12 protein-coding genes are annotated in these 14,782 nt (G+C 69.8%); 4 read left to right on the top strand and 8 right to left on the bottom strand.

Annotation, left to right across the window (positions count from 1 at the left end; translation table 11 throughout):
* The first annotated feature begins 106 nt into the window (after positions 1-106).
* Positions 107-1,441: a 4-aminobutyrate--2-oxoglutarate transaminase gene (gene gabT / locus OG485_RS30605; protein ID WP_328671827.1), complete on the top strand. Its 1,335-nt coding sequence runs from the start codon at positions 107-109 to the stop codon at positions 1,439-1,441.
* A gap of 445 nt (positions 1,442-1,886) precedes the next feature.
* Positions 1,887-2,537 carry a phosphatase PAP2 family protein gene (locus OG485_RS30600; RefSeq protein WP_328671825.1) on the top strand — a complete coding sequence of 217 codons (651 nt, stop codon included), beginning with the start codon at positions 1,887-1,889 and terminating at the stop codon, positions 2,535-2,537.
* Here the strand turns inward: OG485_RS30600 and OG485_RS30595 are convergent.
* The 8 genes from OG485_RS30595 to OG485_RS30560 all read right to left on the bottom strand — a co-directional run bounded on the left by OG485_RS30595 (position 2,476) and on the right by OG485_RS30560 (position 12,210).
* Complete coding sequence (locus OG485_RS30595; RefSeq protein ID WP_328671823.1) at positions 2,476-4,311, bottom strand: chitinase; 1,836 nt, start codon at positions 4,309-4,311, stop codon at positions 2,476-2,478. The two genes, OG485_RS30600 and OG485_RS30595, sit on opposite strands and share 62 nt — an antisense overlap.
* 119 nt (positions 4,312-4,430) lie before the next feature.
* Positions 4,431-4,889 carry a hypothetical protein gene (locus tag OG485_RS30590; RefSeq protein ID WP_328671821.1) on the bottom strand — a complete coding sequence of 153 codons (459 nt, stop codon included), beginning with the start codon at positions 4,887-4,889 and terminating at the stop codon, positions 4,431-4,433.
* Between the two features lie 131 nt (positions 4,890-5,020).
* Positions 5,021-6,448, bottom strand: coding sequence for an NAD(P)/FAD-dependent oxidoreductase (locus OG485_RS30585; protein ID WP_328671819.1), 1,428 nt, complete (start codon positions 6,446-6,448; stop codon positions 5,021-5,023).
* Positions 6,449-6,478: 30 nt separating this feature from the next.
* A complete protein-coding gene (locus OG485_RS30580; protein ID WP_328671817.1) occupies positions 6,479-7,279 on the bottom strand; it encodes an ABC transporter permease in 801 nt (266 codons plus the stop codon).
* Positions 7,280-8,209 carry an ABC transporter permease gene (locus tag OG485_RS30575; RefSeq protein ID WP_328671815.1) on the bottom strand — a complete coding sequence of 310 codons (930 nt, stop codon included), beginning with the start codon at positions 8,207-8,209 and terminating at the stop codon, positions 7,280-7,282.
* Positions 8,209-9,357 (bottom strand): ABC transporter ATP-binding protein, encoded by a 1,149-nt coding sequence (locus OG485_RS30570; protein WP_328674725.1) that lies wholly within the window; start codon positions 9,355-9,357, stop codon positions 8,209-8,211. Before OG485_RS30570 ends, OG485_RS30575 begins: the two co-directional genes overlap by 1 nt.
* Positions 9,358-9,362: 5 nt before the next feature.
* Entirely contained in the window at positions 9,363-10,610 is a 1,248-nt protein-coding gene (locus OG485_RS30565; RefSeq protein WP_326785190.1) for a polyamine ABC transporter substrate-binding protein, read from the bottom strand.
* A 73-nt stretch (positions 10,611-10,683) separates the two neighbouring features.
* Positions 10,684-12,210 carry a gamma-aminobutyraldehyde dehydrogenase gene (locus tag OG485_RS30560; RefSeq protein WP_328671813.1) on the bottom strand — a complete coding sequence of 509 codons (1,527 nt, stop codon included), beginning with the start codon at positions 12,208-12,210 and terminating at the stop codon, positions 10,684-10,686.
* 208 nt (positions 12,211-12,418) lie between these two features.
* Here OG485_RS30560 and OG485_RS30555 point away from each other — a divergent pair, with 208 nt between their 5' ends.
* Together OG485_RS30555 and OG485_RS30550 are read left to right on the top strand one after the other, a co-directional pair.
* A complete protein-coding gene (locus tag OG485_RS30555) occupies positions 12,419-13,000 on the top strand; it encodes an NADAR family protein (RefSeq protein WP_328671810.1) in 582 nt (193 codons plus the stop codon).
* Positions 13,001-13,129: 129 nt separating this feature from the next.
* Positions 13,130-14,725 carry an MFS transporter gene (locus tag OG485_RS30550; protein ID WP_328674724.1) on the top strand — a complete coding sequence of 532 codons (1,596 nt, stop codon included), beginning with the start codon at positions 13,130-13,132 and terminating at the stop codon, positions 14,723-14,725.
* Positions 14,726-14,782 lie beyond the last annotated feature (57 nt).

Below are 14,782 nucleotides of genomic sequence, written 5' to 3'. Positions count from 1 at the left end.
CTCTAGCCTGCGAAGAAAGAAGGCAAGCGTCCGAAAACCCCCCGCCCGGACCAGCCCCGCGTTCGCCGGGGACCGTCCGGTTCGCAAGATCATCAGGGAGCCCCTCATGACCGCACTTCCGCAGGAGCGCCGCGTCGTCACCGCCATCCCCGGCCCGAAGTCGCAGGAGCTGCAGGCCCGGCGCACCGCCGTGGTCGCGGCCGGTGTCGGGTCGGTGCTCCCCGTCTTCACCACGCGCGCCGGCGGCGGGATCATCGAGGACGTCGACGGCAACCGGCTCATCGACTTCGGCTCCGGCATCGCCGTGACGTCGGTCGGCGCGAGCGCCGAGGCCGTCGTGCGCCGGGCCTCCGCCCAGCTCCAGGACTTCACCCACACCTGCTTCATGGTCACGCCGTACGAGGGGTACGTCGCCGTCGCCGAGGCGCTCGCCGAGCTGACCCCGGGCGACCACGCCAAGAAGTCCGCCCTGTTCAACTCGGGTGCCGAGGCCGTCGAGAACGCCGTCAAGATCGCCCGCGCGTACACCAAGCGCCAGGCCGTCGTCGTCTTCGACCACGGCTACCACGGCCGGACGAACCTGACGATGGCGCTGACCGCCAAGAACATGCCGTACAAGAACGGCTTCGGTCCGTTCGCGCCCGAGGTCTACCGTGTGCCGGTCGCCTACGGCTACCGCTGGCTGACGGGCCCGGAGAACGCCGGCGTCGAGGCGTCCACCCAGGCCATCGACATGATCAACAAGCAGATCGGCGCCGACAACGTCGCCGCGATCATCATCGAGCCGCTGCTCGGCGAGGGCGGCTTCATCGAGCCCGCGAAGGGCTTCCTGCCGGCCATCAGCCAGTTCGCCAAGGACAACGGCATCGTCTTCGTCGCGGACGAGATCCAGTCCGGCTTCTGCCGCACCGGCCAGTGGTTCGCCTGCGAGGACGAGGGCATCGTCCCGGACCTGATCACCACCGCCAAGGGCATCGCGGGCGGTCTGCCGCTCGCCGCCGTGACGGGCCGCGCCGAGATCATGGACGCGGCGCACTCGGGCGGTCTGGGCGGCACCTACGGCGGCAACCCGGTGGCCTGCGCCGGTGCGCTCGGCGCGATCGAGACGATGAAGGAGCTCGACCTCAACGCCAAGGCGAAGCACATCGAGTCGGTCATGAAGACCCGCCTCGGCGCCATGGCCGAGAAGTTCGACATCATCGGCGAGGTCCGCGGCCGCGGCGCCATGATCGCGATCGAGCTGGTCAAGGACCCGGCCACCAAGGAGCCGAACCCGGAGGCGGCCGGCGCGCTCGCCAAGGCCTGCCACCAGGAGGGCCTGCTGGTCCTGACCTGTGGCACCTACGGCAACGTCCTTCGCTTCCTGCCCCCGCTGGTCATCGGCGAGGACCTCCTGAACGAGGGCCTCGACATCATCGAGCAGGCCTTCTCCCGCATCTGACGACGCGGACGTCACCGCAGCACCGGAACCCCGGATCCGCCCACGCGGATTCCGCCGGGGTTTCGGTGCTGCGGCGTTCCCGTGGGGGCGTGTGAAGAAGGTGTGCGAGGTGCATGGCGGGACGCGAATCCGCCTGTCGGAGCCGCACCCCCTGCCGTAGGTTCTAACCGGATCAGGGATACACCCGCCCACAGGGGACTGTGGGCTGTACCGGGCCGAGGCTTCCCCGGCTTCGCCCTGGTCGTGCCCTCGCGCACACACCCGGAGCTTGCGGCTCCGGTTCTCCTCACCGATCGGACGGCCGCCCGCCCCAAACCCCCCGGGGCGCGCGGCATCCGGTCCGGGGCGGCCGCCTCGGAACCACCCCCCTGTTCCGGGGCGGCCGACTCCCTTCTTCCGCGGGGCCCGTGCCGCGACGGCGCCGGACAATGGCAGGCTGTCCCCCATGTCCCGCACGCCCCTCCTGTTCGGCCTGCCCGCCCTGTGCTTCGCGCTCATCACCTGGCAGGTCGTGGCGGGCGGCCCGCTCGTGAGCCTGGACGAGCGGCTGAGCGGCAGCCTCGTCCACCCGGGCCGGTTCTCCGAACTGCTCGCCGACCTGGGCAGCGTCCAGGTGGCGGTTCCGGTCCTGGCACTGGCGCTGCTTCTCGTCGCCACGCGGAACCGTGCCACCGGTCTGGACCGATGGTGGCTGCCCCCGGCCGCCGCCGCGGTCCTGATGGCGCTGGTCCCCGCGGTGATCGTGCCCCTGAAGGAACTCGTCTCCCGGCCGGGTCCCCCGGTCATGGGACCCGGCACCGGCTTCTATCCCTCGGGCCACACCGCCACCGCCGCCGTCGCGTACGGCGCGGCGACCCTGCTCCTCCTCCCGCTGCTCCGCACCGCGGGCGCCCGTGGCGCACTGCTGTGCGTGTGCGCGGCCCTGAACGCGGGCGTGGCGTTCGGCCTGGTCCGGCGCGGCTACCACTGGCCACTGGACGTGGTGGCCAGTTGGTGCCTCTGCGCGGTGCTGCTGTCGTCCCTGTGGCTCTTCGTCAGCCGAAGTACGCGTCGAAGTTCCGCGAGAACTCCCAGCCTCCGAACCGGTCCCAGTTGACCGACCAGGTCATCAGGCCGCGCAGGCCCGGCCAGGTGCCATGGGTCGCGTACGAGCCGCAGTTGGTCTTCTTCGTCAGGCAGTCCAGGGTCTTGGTGACCTCGGCCGGGGACACGTAGCCGTTGCCGGCGTTGGTGGTGGCGGGCATGCCGATCGCTATCTGGTCGGGGCGCAGGGGCGGGAAGACGTTGTTCGCGTCGCCCGCCACCGGGAAGCCGGTCAGCAGCATGTCGGTCATCGCGATGTGGAAGTCGGCGCCGCCCATGGAGTGGTACTGGTTGTCGAGGCCCATGATCGACCCGGAGTTGTAGTCCTGCACGTGCAGGAGGGTCAGGTCGTCGCGCAGGGCGTGGATCACCGGGAGGTACGCGCCGGCGCGCGGGTCCTGGCCGCCCCACTTCCCGGTGCCGTAGTACTGGTAGCCGAGCTGGACGAAGAACGTCTCCGGGGCCATGCTCAGGACGAACTTCGAGCCGTACTTGGCCTTCAGGGTCTTCAGGGCCGAGATGAGGTTGACGATCACCGGGGTGGTCGGGCTCTTGAAGTTCGTGTCGCTCGCGTCGAGGGAGAGCGAGTGGCCCTCGAAGTCGATGTCCAGGCCGTCCAGGCCATAGGTGTCGATGATCTTCGAGACCGAGGAGACGAAGGTGTCGCGGGCGGCCGCGGTCGTGAGCTGGACCTGGCCGTTCTGGCCGCCGATCGAGATCAGCACCTTCTTGCCCGCCGCCTGCTTGGTCTTGATCGCGGCCTTGAAGTCGGCGTCGCTCTCCACCGTGGGGCACTCGGTGACCGGGCAGCGGTTGAAGCGGATGTCGCCCGAGGTGGTGGAGGTGGGTTCGCCGAAGGCCAGGTCGATGACGTCCCAGCTGTCGGGCACGTCGGCCATGCGCGTGTATCCGGCGCCGTTGGCGAAGCTCGCGTGGAGGTAGCCCACGAGCGCGTGCGTGGGCAGGTCGGAGGAGCCTCCGCCGCCCCCGCCCGAGCCCGCGGAGGTGGTCGCGGTGACGGTCGCCGACTTCGCGGACTCGCCGGCGTCGTTCGTCGCGGCGACCTGGAAGGAGTACGCGGTGGAGGCCGTCAGCCCGCTCACGGTGGCCGAGGTTCCGGTGACGGTCTGGACCTTCACCCCGTCGCGGTAGACGGCGTACCCGGTCGCGCCGGACACCGCCGTCCAGGACAGACCGACCGAGGAGGACGTGACCGTGCCGGTCTTCAGCCCGGTGGGCGCGGCCGGCGGCTGCCCCGCCTCGACGCCGGGGCCGGTCAGCGAGAGGTCGTCGGCCCAGTAGGCGCCGGTGCCGTACCAGCCGTGCGTGTAGATCGTGACCTGCGTCGTGGCGGCGCCGGTGCGGAAGGTGGTGCTCAGCTGCTGCCAGTCGGCGGCGGACGGGGTCCAGGTACTGACGTCGGTGGTACCGGTGCCGGTCGCGCCGAGGTAGACGTAGCTGCCGCGGACGTAGCCGGAGAGGGTGTACTGCGCGTCGGGCTTCACCGTCACGGTCTGCGAGCACTGCGCGTAGTCACTGCCGGCCGGGGTGGCCATCATCGCCGAACTTCCGCTGCGCACCGGCGAGTTGACGACAGTGGATGCCGTGCAGGCCCAGTTGCCGAGGCCCGACTCGAAGCCGCCGTTCCTGGCCAGGTCGACGTCGGCCGCCTGGGCGGCCGACGAGACCGCCACCAGGCCGGGTACGGCCAGGACGGTGGCCGTACAGGCGGCGAGCAGCCGTCGGCGGTGGCGGGCGAGGGGTCTGTCGTGCCGCGTGGGGTCCATGAGTGCCTCCGGGCATGGGGGAGTTGGAGGATGGAGCGCGCCCAACTTGGTCCAGACCAATTCGGTTGTCAAGTCCTCTGGCAGGCAACGGAGTTCGGACGGCCGCCGGGAGCTCCCCCTCACCGGCGCCGGTCCCCGTCACGAGCGAGCCCCGCCGCGGCCTCGTGCATCGCCAGTTCGAGCAGCGCCGGGTCGGTGAGCGTGCCCGAGCCGTCCGGCGCGACCAGCCAGCGGACCCCTCCGGTCGACCGTCCGGGATAGGGCACGACGATCCATGTGCCGTGGCCCGCCGTGCGCACCCCCGTGCCCAGCCACCGGGTCGCGGTGCCCGCGGGCACGAAGAAGCCCATCCGGGCGTCGCCGAAGTCGACGAGCACCGGCCCGGGCCGGTCGAGCACCCGGGTCAGTACGTCGAGGGTGGGATAGCCGAGCCCGGCCGGAAGAATCAGGACGTCCCAGGCCCTTCCCGCGGGCAGCAGCGTGACCCCTCGGGGACTGCGCTCCCACTCCCAGCGGCAGGCTTCGGGGTCCGGAGCCACGGATGCCAGCCACTCGACCGCCGCCTTGGGCCCTGTCATGACGGAACCTCCCTCTCGTGTCGACGCGGGTCGCGTCACAGAGGAGAGGGAGGTCCGGGCGGTCCATTACGCGGGTTCGGGGGATCGATTGACAGAAATTCAGCTCACGCCCTTCGAGGGCGGGCGTGCCGTCAGCTGTCGAAGCCGAGACCCAGCTTGTCCATCGCCTTCAGCCACAGGTTGCGCCGGCCGCCGTGCGTGTCCGCCCGCGCCAGCGACCACTTGGTGAGCGCGATGCCGGTCCAGGCGAACGGCTCGGGCGGGAACGGCAGCGGCTTCCGGCGGACCATCTCCAGCTCGGTGCGTTCGGTGCGCTCCCCCGCCAGCAGGTCGAGCATCACCTCCGCGCCGAACCGGGTGGCGCCCACGCCGAGGCCGGTGTAGCCCGCCGCGTAGGCGACCTTGCCCTGGTGGGCGCTGCCGAAGAACGCCGAGAACCGCGAGCAGGTGTCGATCGCGCCGCCCCAGGCGTGCGAGAAACGGACGCCCTCCAGCTGCGGGAAGCAGGTGAAGAAGTGCCCGGCGAGCTTGGCGTACGTCTCGGGGCGGTCGTCGTGCTCGGCGTTCATCCGGCCGCCGTAGGGGTAGATCGCGTCGTAGCCGCCCCACAGGATCCGGTTGTCGGCGGACAGCCGGAAGTAGTGGAACTGGTTGGCCGAGTCGCCGAGACCCTGGCGGTTCTTCCAGCCGATGGAGGCCAGCTGGTCGGCGGTGAGCGGCTCGGTCATCAGCGCGTAGTCGTAGACCGGGACGGTGTACGGGCGCACGCGCCTGACCAGGTTCGGGAAGATGTTGGTGCCGAGGGCCACCCGGCGGGCGCGGACCGAGCCGTACGGCGTGCGGACGGCCATGCCGGCGCCGGACGGCTTCAGGGCGAGGGCGGGCGTGTGCTCGTACACCCGCACCCCGAGCTCCACGCACGCGCGCTTGAGGCCCCAGGCCAGTTTGGCCGGGTGGAGCATGGCGACCCCGCGGCGGTCGTGCAGCCCGGCCAGGAAGGTCGGGGAGTCGACCTGTTCCCGTACGGCCGCGGTGTCGAGGAACTCGATGCCGTCGGCGAGACCCCGCCGCTCCAGCTCCTGGTGCCAGTCGCGCAGTTCGGCCGCCTGGTGCGGCTCGGTGGCGACGTCGATCTCGCCGCTGCGCTCGAAGTCGCAGTCGAGGGAGTAGCGGGCGACCGCGGCCTCGATCTCGTCGAGGTTGCGGGCGCCCAGCTCCTCCAGCTTCCCGATCTCGTCCGGCCAGCGGGTGAGCCCGTTGGACAGACCGTGGGTGAGGGAGGCGGCGCAGAAGCCGCCGTTGCGGCCGGAGGCGGCCCAGCCCACCTCGCGGCCCTCCACCAGGACGACATCCCGCCCGGGATCGCGCTCCTTGGCGATCAGCGCGGTCCACAGTCCGCTGTAGCCGCCGCCGACGACGAGCAGGTCGCAGGTCTCGGCGCCGGTGAGCGCGGGCTCGGGGCGGGGTCTGCCGGGGTCGTCCAGCCAGTACGGGACCGGCTGGGCGTCGGAAAGGGATTTCGTCCACTGATTACCACGGGTCATGGCGCTTGGGGCCATGATTTCAACTCCCTACAAGGGTGACGAGCGTTATGCCTTCTGCCTGTTCCGGCGATTTCCGATGACCATTCCGAACAGGACGAACAGGACGGCGACGAGGAACATGGCCGTACCGATGACATTGATCTGAACGGGTGTTCCGCGCTGTGCCGAACCCCAGACGAACATGGGGAACGTGACGGTCGAGCCCGCGTTGAAATTGGTGATGATGAAATCGTCGAAGGAGAGCGCGAAGGCGAGCAGCGCGCCCGCGGCGATTCCGGGGGCCGCGATGGGCAGGGTGACGCGCAGGAACGTCTGCGCCGGGCCGGCGTAGAGGTCCTGGGCCGCCTGTTCCAGCCGGGGGTCCATCGACATGACACGGGCCTTGACGGCTGTCACGACGAAGCTGAGGCAGAACATGATGTGGGCGATCAGGATCGTCCAGAAGCCGAGCTGGGCGCCCATGTTGAGGAACAGGGTGAGCAGCGAGGCGGCCATGACGACCTCGGGCATCGCCATCGGCAGGAAGATCAGCGAGTTCACTGCGCCGCGCGCGCGGAAGCGGTAGCGGACCAGCGCGAAGGCGATCATCGTGCCGAGGACGGTGGCCCCGATCGTCGCCCATACGGCGATCTGGAGGCTGAGCCCGAGCGCGCCGCACATGTCGGCGACGCCGCACGGGTCCTTCCAGGCGTCCGTGGAGAACTGCTGCCACTCGTAATTGAAGCGGCCCTTCGGTTTGTTGAAGGAGAACACGGTGACGACGACGTTGGGCAGCAGCAGATAGGACAGCGTCAGCAGTCCCGCGATGACGACGAGATGGCGCTTGAGCCAGGTGACGAGGGGCATTTAGACCAGATCCTCCGTCCCGGACCGGCGGATGTAGACCGTGACCATGAGCAGGATCGCGGCCATGAGAATGAAGGAGAGCGCGGCGGCCGTCGGATAGTCCAGGATCCTCAGGAACTGGGTCTGGATGACGTTGCCGATCATGCGGGTGTCGGTCGAGCCGAGGAGTTCGGCGTTGACGTAGTCACCGGCCGCCGGGATGAACGTCAGCAGCGTTCCGGAGACCACGCCCGGCATCGACAGCGGGAAGGTGACCTTGCGGAAGGTCGTCCAGGGCCTGGCGTACAGGTCGCCCGCGGCCTCGTGCAGCCGGCCGTCGATCCGCTCCAGCGAGGTGTAGAGCGGCAGGATCATGAACGGCAGGAAGTTGTACGTCAGACCGCACACCACGGCCAGTGGCGTCGCGAGGACGCGGTCGCCCGCGGTCCAGCCGAGCCAGTCGGTGACGTTCAGGATGTGCAGCGTGTTGAGCGCGCCGACGACCGGGCCGCCGTCGGCGAGGATCGTCTTCCAGGCCAGGGTGCGGATCAGGAAGCTGGTGAAGAAGGGCGCGATCACCAGGATCATGATCAGGTTGCGCCAGCGGCCCGCCCGGAAGGCGATCAGATACGCCAGCGGGTAGCCGAGCAGCAGGCACAGGACCGTGGCGGCGGCCGCGTAGGACACCGAGCGCAGGAACTGCGGCCAGTACTCGGTGAGCGCGTCCCAGTAGGTCGCGAAGTGCCAGGTGACCTTGTAGCCCTCCTCCAGGGAGCCCGTCTGCACGGACGTGGAGGCCTGGTAGATCATCGGCAGCGCGAAGAAGACGAGGAGCCACAGGAGTCCGGGCAGCAGCAGCCAGTACGGGACGAGGCGGCCCCGCTTCCTGGGCTGCTTCTCCACGGACTGCGGCGCGAGCGGTGGCGCTTCGGCCTCGGTGACGGTGGCCATCAGGCGGCCTCCTCGGCCGTGTCGACACCCGCGTCGATGTCCTGGGCGGCGTCGAGGCCGAAGGTGTGCGCCGGGCTCCAGTGCAGGACGACGTCCGCGCCGGGGACGAGCCGGGAGTCGCGCTCGATGTTCTGGGCGTAGACCTCGAACTCGGGGCAGACGGCGCTGTCGATGACGTACTGCGTGGAGACGCCGATGAAGCTGGAGTCGGCGATCTTGCCGGTGATCCGGTTGCGGCCGACGGGTATCTCGCCCGCGTCGTCGGCGTGCGTGAGGGAGATCTTCTCCGGGCGGACGCCGACCAGGACCTTGCCGCCGGTCGTGGCGGGTGCCGAACAGCGCGCCGCGGGGAGCACCAGCTTGCCGCCGCCCGCCTTGAGCACGATGTCGTCGCCGCTGCGGGAGTCGACCTCGGCCTCGATGAGGTTGGAGGTGCCGAGGAAGTTGGCGACGAAGGTGGTGTTCGGGTTCTCGTAGAGGTCGGCGGGCGCGCCGAGCTGCTCGACGCGGCCGGCGTTCATCACGGCGACCGTGTCGGCCATGGTCATGGCCTCCTCCTGGTCGTGCGTGACGTGCACGAAGGTGATGCCGACCTCGGTCTGGATCCGCTTGAGCTCGAGCTGCATCTGGCGGCGCAGCTTGAGGTCGAGGGCGCCGAGGGGCTCGTCCAGGAGCAGCACCTTGGGGTGGTTGATCAGTGCGCGGGCGACCGCGACACGCTGCTGCTGGCCGCCGGAGAGCTGGTGGGGTTTCTTGCGCGCCTGCTCGCCGAGCTGGACGAGGTCGAGCATCTCCTCGACCTGCTTCTTGACGCTCTTGATCCCGCGCCGGCGCAGGCCGAAGGCGACGTTCTCGAAGATGTCCAGGTGCGGGAAGAGCGCGTACGACTGGAAGACGGTGTTCACCGGCCGCTTGTACGGCGGCAGGTTCGTCACCTCCTGGTCGCCGAGGTGCACGGTGCCGGAGGAAGGTTCCTCCAGACCGGCGATCATGCGCAGGGTGGTCGTCTTGCCGCAGCCCGAGGCGCCGAGCAGGGCGAAGAAGGAGCCCTGCGGCACGGTCAGGTCGAGCGGCTGTACGGCGGTGAAGGATCCGTAGGTCTTGCTGATCCCGGTGAGGCGGACGTCTCCGCTGGTTTCTGTCGTCATCATCGTCACGCCCCTGTGAGCTTCGCGAACTTCTCTTCGTAGGCCGTCTCTTCCTTCGAGCTCAGTGAGCGGAAGGAGTGGGACGTGGCCTGCATGGCCTTGTCGGGGACGATCAGCGGGTTGTTCGCCGCGTCCTGGTCGATCTTGGCAAGGTAGGGCTTCACGCCTTCGACCGGTGTCGCGTAGTTGATGTACGCGGCGAGCTCGGCGGCCTGCTCCGGCTCGTAGTAGAAGTCGATCAGCCGCTCGGCGTTCGTCTTGTGACGCGCCTTGTTGGGGACCAGCAGGTTGTCGGTCGACGTCATGTAGCCGCTGTCCGGGATGACGAAGTCGACGTCCGGGCTGTCGTTCTTGAGCTGGACGACGTCTCCGGCCCAGGCGACGCAGGCGGCGATGTCGCCCTTGGTCAGGTCGGAGGTGTAGTCGTTGCCCGTGAAGCGGCGGATCTGGCCCTTGTCGACGGCCTTCTGCAGCCGGGCTATGGCCGCGTCGTAGTCGTCGTCGGTGAACTTCGCCGGGTCCTTGCCCATGTCGAGCAGGGTCATGCCCATGGTGTCGCGCATCTCGGACAGGAACGAGACGCGGCCCTTCAGCTTCGGGTTGTCGAGGAGGTCGGAGACCGACTTCACCTCGATCCCGTCGAGTGCCTTCTTGTTGAAGGCGATGACCGTCGGGATGCCCTGCCACACGTACGAGTAGGCGCGTCCCGGATCCCAGTCGGGGTTGCGGAACTGCGGCGACAGGTTGGTGTAGGCGTGCGGCAGGTTGGACGGGTCGAGCTTCTGGACCCAGCCCAGGCGGATCACGCGCGCGGCCAGCCAGTCGGTGAGGACGATCAGGTCGCGGCCGGTGGGCTGGCCGGCGGCGAGCTGCGGCTTGATCTTGGCGAAGAACTCGTTGTTGTCGTTGATGTCCTCGGTGTACTTGACCGAGATACCCGTCCGCTTGCGGAACGTCTCCAGCGTCGGGTGGTGCTTGCCGCTGTCGTCGAGGTCGATGTACTCGGTCCAGTTGGAGAAGTTGAGGGTCTTCTCCGTGGCCGAGTGGTCCTGGGCGGACGTGCCGCCCTGGGTCCGGCCGGCCGCGGGGATCCCGCAGCCGCTCAGTGCCCCGAGTCCGCCGACGGCCAGCGCGCCGCCCGCCGAAGCACGCAGCAGTGAACGACGGGTGAGGGCGGCCCTGCCGTTCCGGAGGCTGCGCCGCATGGCGGCCAGTTGCACCGGGGACAGGCGTTCGGGCTCGTACTGCTCCATGCTCTGATGCCCTTTCGAGAGGGTCGCGGCCGTGGTCGCGGCCTGGTCTGCCACAGGGCCGTAGCCGGTGGGGCTACGGCCGGTCCCCGAAGACCGTGCGGTGCCAGTCCTTCCTGGCGACCGCGGTGTTGTCGAACATGACGTGCTTGACCTGCGTGTACTCCTCGAAGGAGTAGGCGGACATGTCCTTGCCGAAGCCGGAGGCCTTGTAACCGCCGTGCGGCATCTCGCTGATGATCGGGATGTGATCGTTGACCCACACGCACCCGGCCTTGATCTCGCGGGTCGCGCGGTTGGCCCGGTAGACGTCGCGGCTCCAGGCGGAGGCGGCCAGTCCGTACGGGGTGTCGTTGGCCAGCGCGATGCCCTCGTCGTCGGTGTCGAAGGGCAGCACCACGAGCACCGGGCCGAAGATCTCGGCCTGCACGATCTCGCTGTCCTGCGCGGCGTCGGCGACGAGCGTGGGCGCATAGTACGCGCCGCTCTTGAGCTCTCCCTGCGGTGCCTCTCCGCCGGTGACCACGCGCGCGTAGCCGCGGGCCCGGTCGACGAATCCGGCGACGCGGTCACGCTGGGCGTGCGAGATCAGCGGGCCGAGGTCGGTGCCGGGCGCGAAGGGATCGCCCACGCGGACGCTCGCCATCAGGGCGCCGGTGCGCTCCACGAACGCTTCGTAGAGCGGCCGCTGCACGTACGCGCGCGTGGCGGCCGTGCAGTCCTGGCCGGTGTTGATGAGCGAACCGGCGACCGCGCCGTGCACGGCGGCCTCCAGGTCCGCGTCGTCGAAGACGAGGAAGGGGGCCTTGCCGCCGAGCTCCAGGTGGAGGCGCTTGACGGTCGAGGTGGCGATCTCCGCGACGCGCTTGCCGACAGCGGTCGACCCGGTGAAGGAGGTCATGGCGACGTCGGGGTGCCCGACGAGATGCTCACCGGCCTCCTTGCCCAGACCCGTGACGATGTTGATGACACCGTCCGGGATCCCCGCGTGGGTGGCCGCCTCGGCGAACAGCAGGGAGGTCAGCGGGGTGAGCTCCGCGGGCTTCAGCACGATCGTGTTGCCCGCCGCGACCGCCGGGAGGATCTTCCAGGCGGCCATCTGGAGCGGGTAGTTCCAGGGCGCGATGGAACCGACGACCCCGATGGGTTCGCGGCGTACGTACGAGGTGTGGTCGCCGGAGTACTCACCGGCCGACTGGCCCTGCAGATGCCGGGCGGCGCCCGCGAAGAACGCGGTGTTGTCGATGGTTCCCGGGACGTCGAACTCGCGGGTCAGCTTCAGGGGCTTTCCGCACTGGAGCGACTCGGCCCGGGCGAACTCCTCTGCCCGCTCGGCGAGCACGGCGGCGAACCGGTGCAGCGCGTCGGACCGCTCCCCCGGGGTGGTGGACGCCCAGCCGGGGAACGCCGCGCGGGCGGCCGCGACGGCCGCGTCCACGTCGGCGGTGCTCGCCAGCTCGTACGTGTACACCTCCTCGCCCGTGGCGGGGTTCACGACCGCGTGCGTACGACCGGAGGTGCCCTTGGCCAGGCGACCCCCGATGTACTGCGCGCCGTCCGCGAGGCGGTCCTGCGCCTGGAAGCGATGGCCCGGTTTGTGCATGTCGCTCTCCTCCGCCGTCCTCCCCGTCGGGACGAGGGTCGGCGTAGCTCCAGCTCGATTTGAGTGCCGATCCTGACAGAGCAAAGGGACTCCAACAAGTGATTCCGTTGTTGCCTTTTGGTTACGCGACGGAATCCTTTGACCAGGTGTCGAGTCCTCCCGGAAAAGGCGGGACGGTGTGTCAGTGGTGCGTGCCACAGTGGCGTGCATGGGGAAGATCGATACACGGGAAGCACTGGTCAGTGCGCTTCAGTCGGGGACGCCGGTGAAGTACCTGCACTTCTGGGGGCACCGCCCGCAGCCGGACGGACGGCTGGGGTCGAGCTGCCTCAGCCAGTGGTGGCCGTCGCCCTTCGTGGTCGAAGGGGTCGTCTACGCGACGGCGGAGCACTGGATGATGGCGTCCAAGGCGCGCCTGTTCGGCGACGCCGAGGCCGAGCGGCAGGCCATCGAGGCTCCGAACCCCGCGCTCGCCAAGAAGGCCGGGCGGCTGGTGCGCGACTTCGACAACGCCGTGTGGGAGCGCGAGCGGTTCGGGATCGTCGTCGAGGGAAGCGTCCACAAGTTCGCCGCCCATCCCGGCCTGCGGGCGTTCCTGCTGGGCACGGGCGGGCGCGTGCTCGTCGAGGCGAGTCCCGTGGACCGGGTCTGGGGGATCGGACTCGCCACGAACGACGACGGCGCCTTCGACCCACGCCGCTGGCCGGGCGAGAACCTGCTGGGCTTCGCCCTGATGGAGGCACGCGAGCGGCTGCGCGCGGGGGACACGCCCACGGAGGCGGGCACCTAGGAACGGGCCGGCATCGATGCCTCCAGATGCGGGGGTGGCGGTCCGCGGATTCCGGGGCGGCCGCCCCGGGTGTGGCGATCCCCGGATGCGGTGGCGTCCCGACCGGCCAAAACTGTGCGTGTGAGTGGCATGTACGCAGAGCAGAACGACATCGCGTCCACCGCACCCCGCTCCCCGCGCCAGTCACTGGCACTGGCGGCGATGCTCTTCGCGGTGTCGATGACGTTCATCGACCAGACGATCGTCTCCATCGCGGCGCCGGACATCGTCCGCGAGCTGGGGCTGTCCGCGTCCGGAATGCAGTGGGTGGTGAACGCCTACCTGCTGTCGCTGGCCGCGTTCTTCGCCCTGGGCGGGCGGCTGGCCGACCTGCTCGGGCCACGCCGTGTCGTCGTCGTGGGCACCCTGGTGTTCGTCATCTCCTCGGTCCTGTGCGGCTGTGTGCCCGAGGGAGACCTCGCCCAGACCTGGCTGATCGTCTTCAGGGCGACCCAGGGCCTGGGGGCCGCTCTCCTCTTCCCCGCGGCACTCGCCGTGGTCGTGGCCGTGTTCCCGGTGCAGCGGCGCGGCCGGGCCCTGGCGCTGTTCTTCGGGCTGTCGGGAGCGCTGACGGCCATCGGCCCGCTGCTGGGCGGCTGGCTCACGTCGTGGACCTGGCGGGCGATCTTCTGGGTCAACGTGCCCGTCGCCGTCGTGGCGCTCGTCCTGACCGTGCTGGCGCACATCCCCGACCGACGGCGCGACGAGTCGCTGGACGTCGTCGGGGCCGTGCTCATCGCGGTGGGCATGGGAGTGAGCGTGCTCGGCTTCCAGCAGGCCGCGTACTGGGGCTGGGGCAGCGTGGCGACCTGGGCCTGCATCGTGGGCGGCCTCGTCGTCCTGGTCCTCTTCTGCCGCTACGAACGCGACCGGCGCCACCCGCTGGTCAATCTGGCGGTCTTCCGGGACAAGGCGTTCACCGTGGACGCCCTGGTGCTCTTCTTCGCCATGCTGGCCTTCGTCCCGGTCTTCTTCTTCGCCTCGGTGTACGCGCAGGTCTCGCTCAGCGCCTCGCCCAACCAGGCGGCGCTCTACCTGCTGTACTTCTTCGCCGGCTTCGCGATCGCCTCCCAGTGGGGCGGCCGCATGCTCGACCGGCAGGGCCCGCGGCCGGCCCTGAAGATCGGCACCATCGTGGGCGCGGTCGGTTTCTACCTCTGGGCCGGCAAGCTGACCGACCTGTCCATGCACGACCAATGGCCCTACGTCGCCCTCTCGGGAGCCGGGATCGGCTTCATCCTGGCGCCCGCGTCCACCGACGCCGTCAACCGGTCCATCGGAGCCTCCTACGGCGAGGTCACGGGCATCACCCAGACCGTCCGCAACTACGCGGCCAGTGTCGGGCTGGCCGTCTTCGGGACCGTCCTGACACACACGATGACGGACAAGGTCGTCTCGACGCTCCGGTCCCACGGCCTGTCGTCGACCGAGGCCCACGGCGTGGCCGGCGACATCGCCCAGGCGATCACGGGCAACTCCGACGCCCGGCAGCCGACGGGCACCGGCGTCACCGCGTCGACCATGCGGGAGGTGATGGCCGGCGTGCGGACGGACTTCGCCGAGGCCAACCAGCGGGTCTTCTACGGCATGGCGATCGCGCTCGCCGTCGCGTTCCTCTGCGCCCTGCGCCACCCCGGCGGCCGAGGGGGGACGAAGGAGCAGGAGGAACCCCCGCCGGCCGGCTGACGGCGCCGTCGGACCGGTCCACGGATGTGCCGGGCGCGGGCCGTCACCGTCCTGTCA

Origin of the sequence: Streptomyces sp. NBC_00328, from assembly GCF_036139655.1 — a bacterium.
Lineage (GTDB): Bacteria > Actinomycetota > Actinomycetes > Streptomycetales > Streptomycetaceae > Streptomyces.
This window is presented reverse-complemented; position numbering and strand designations above follow the sequence as displayed.

What these genes read in the sequence shown, in the direction of transcription:
- OG485_RS30560 (WP_328671813.1), bottom strand. Translation starts at nt 12,210, where the DNA reads ATGCACAAACCGGGCCATCGCTTCCAGGCGCAGGACCGCCTCGCGGAC.
- OG485_RS30585 (WP_328671819.1), bottom strand. Translation starts at nt 6,448, where the DNA reads ATGGCCCCAAGCGCCATGACCCGTGGTAATCAGTGGACGAAATCCCTT.
- OG485_RS30590 (WP_328671821.1), bottom strand. Translation starts at nt 4,889, where the DNA reads ATGACAGGGCCCAAGGCGGCGGTCGAGTGGCTGGCATCCGTGGCTCCG.
- OG485_RS30575 (WP_328671815.1), bottom strand. Translation starts at nt 8,209, where the DNA reads ATGGCCACCGTCACCGAGGCCGAAGCGCCACCGCTCGCGCCGCAGTCC.
- OG485_RS30600 (WP_328671825.1), top strand. Translation starts at nt 1,887, where the DNA reads ATGTCCCGCACGCCCCTCCTGTTCGGCCTGCCCGCCCTGTGCTTCGCG.
- gabT (WP_328671827.1), top strand. Translation starts at nt 107, where the DNA reads ATGACCGCACTTCCGCAGGAGCGCCGCGTCGTCACCGCCATCCCCGGC.
- OG485_RS30570 (WP_328674725.1), bottom strand. Translation starts at nt 9,357, where the DNA reads ATGACGACAGAAACCAGCGGAGACGTCCGCCTCACCGGGATCAGCAAG.
- OG485_RS30595 (WP_328671823.1), bottom strand. Translation starts at nt 4,311, where the DNA reads ATGGACCCCACGCGGCACGACAGACCCCTCGCCCGCCACCGCCGACGG.
- OG485_RS30555 (WP_328671810.1), top strand. Translation starts at nt 12,419, where the DNA reads ATGGGGAAGATCGATACACGGGAAGCACTGGTCAGTGCGCTTCAGTCG.
- OG485_RS30580 (WP_328671817.1), bottom strand. Translation starts at nt 7,279, where the DNA reads ATGCCCCTCGTCACCTGGCTCAAGCGCCATCTCGTCGTCATCGCGGGA.
- OG485_RS30565 (WP_326785190.1), bottom strand. Translation starts at nt 10,610, where the DNA reads ATGGAGCAGTACGAGCCCGAACGCCTGTCCCCGGTGCAACTGGCCGCC.
- OG485_RS30550 (WP_328674724.1), top strand. Translation starts at nt 13,130, where the DNA reads ATGTACGCAGAGCAGAACGACATCGCGTCCACCGCACCCCGCTCCCCG.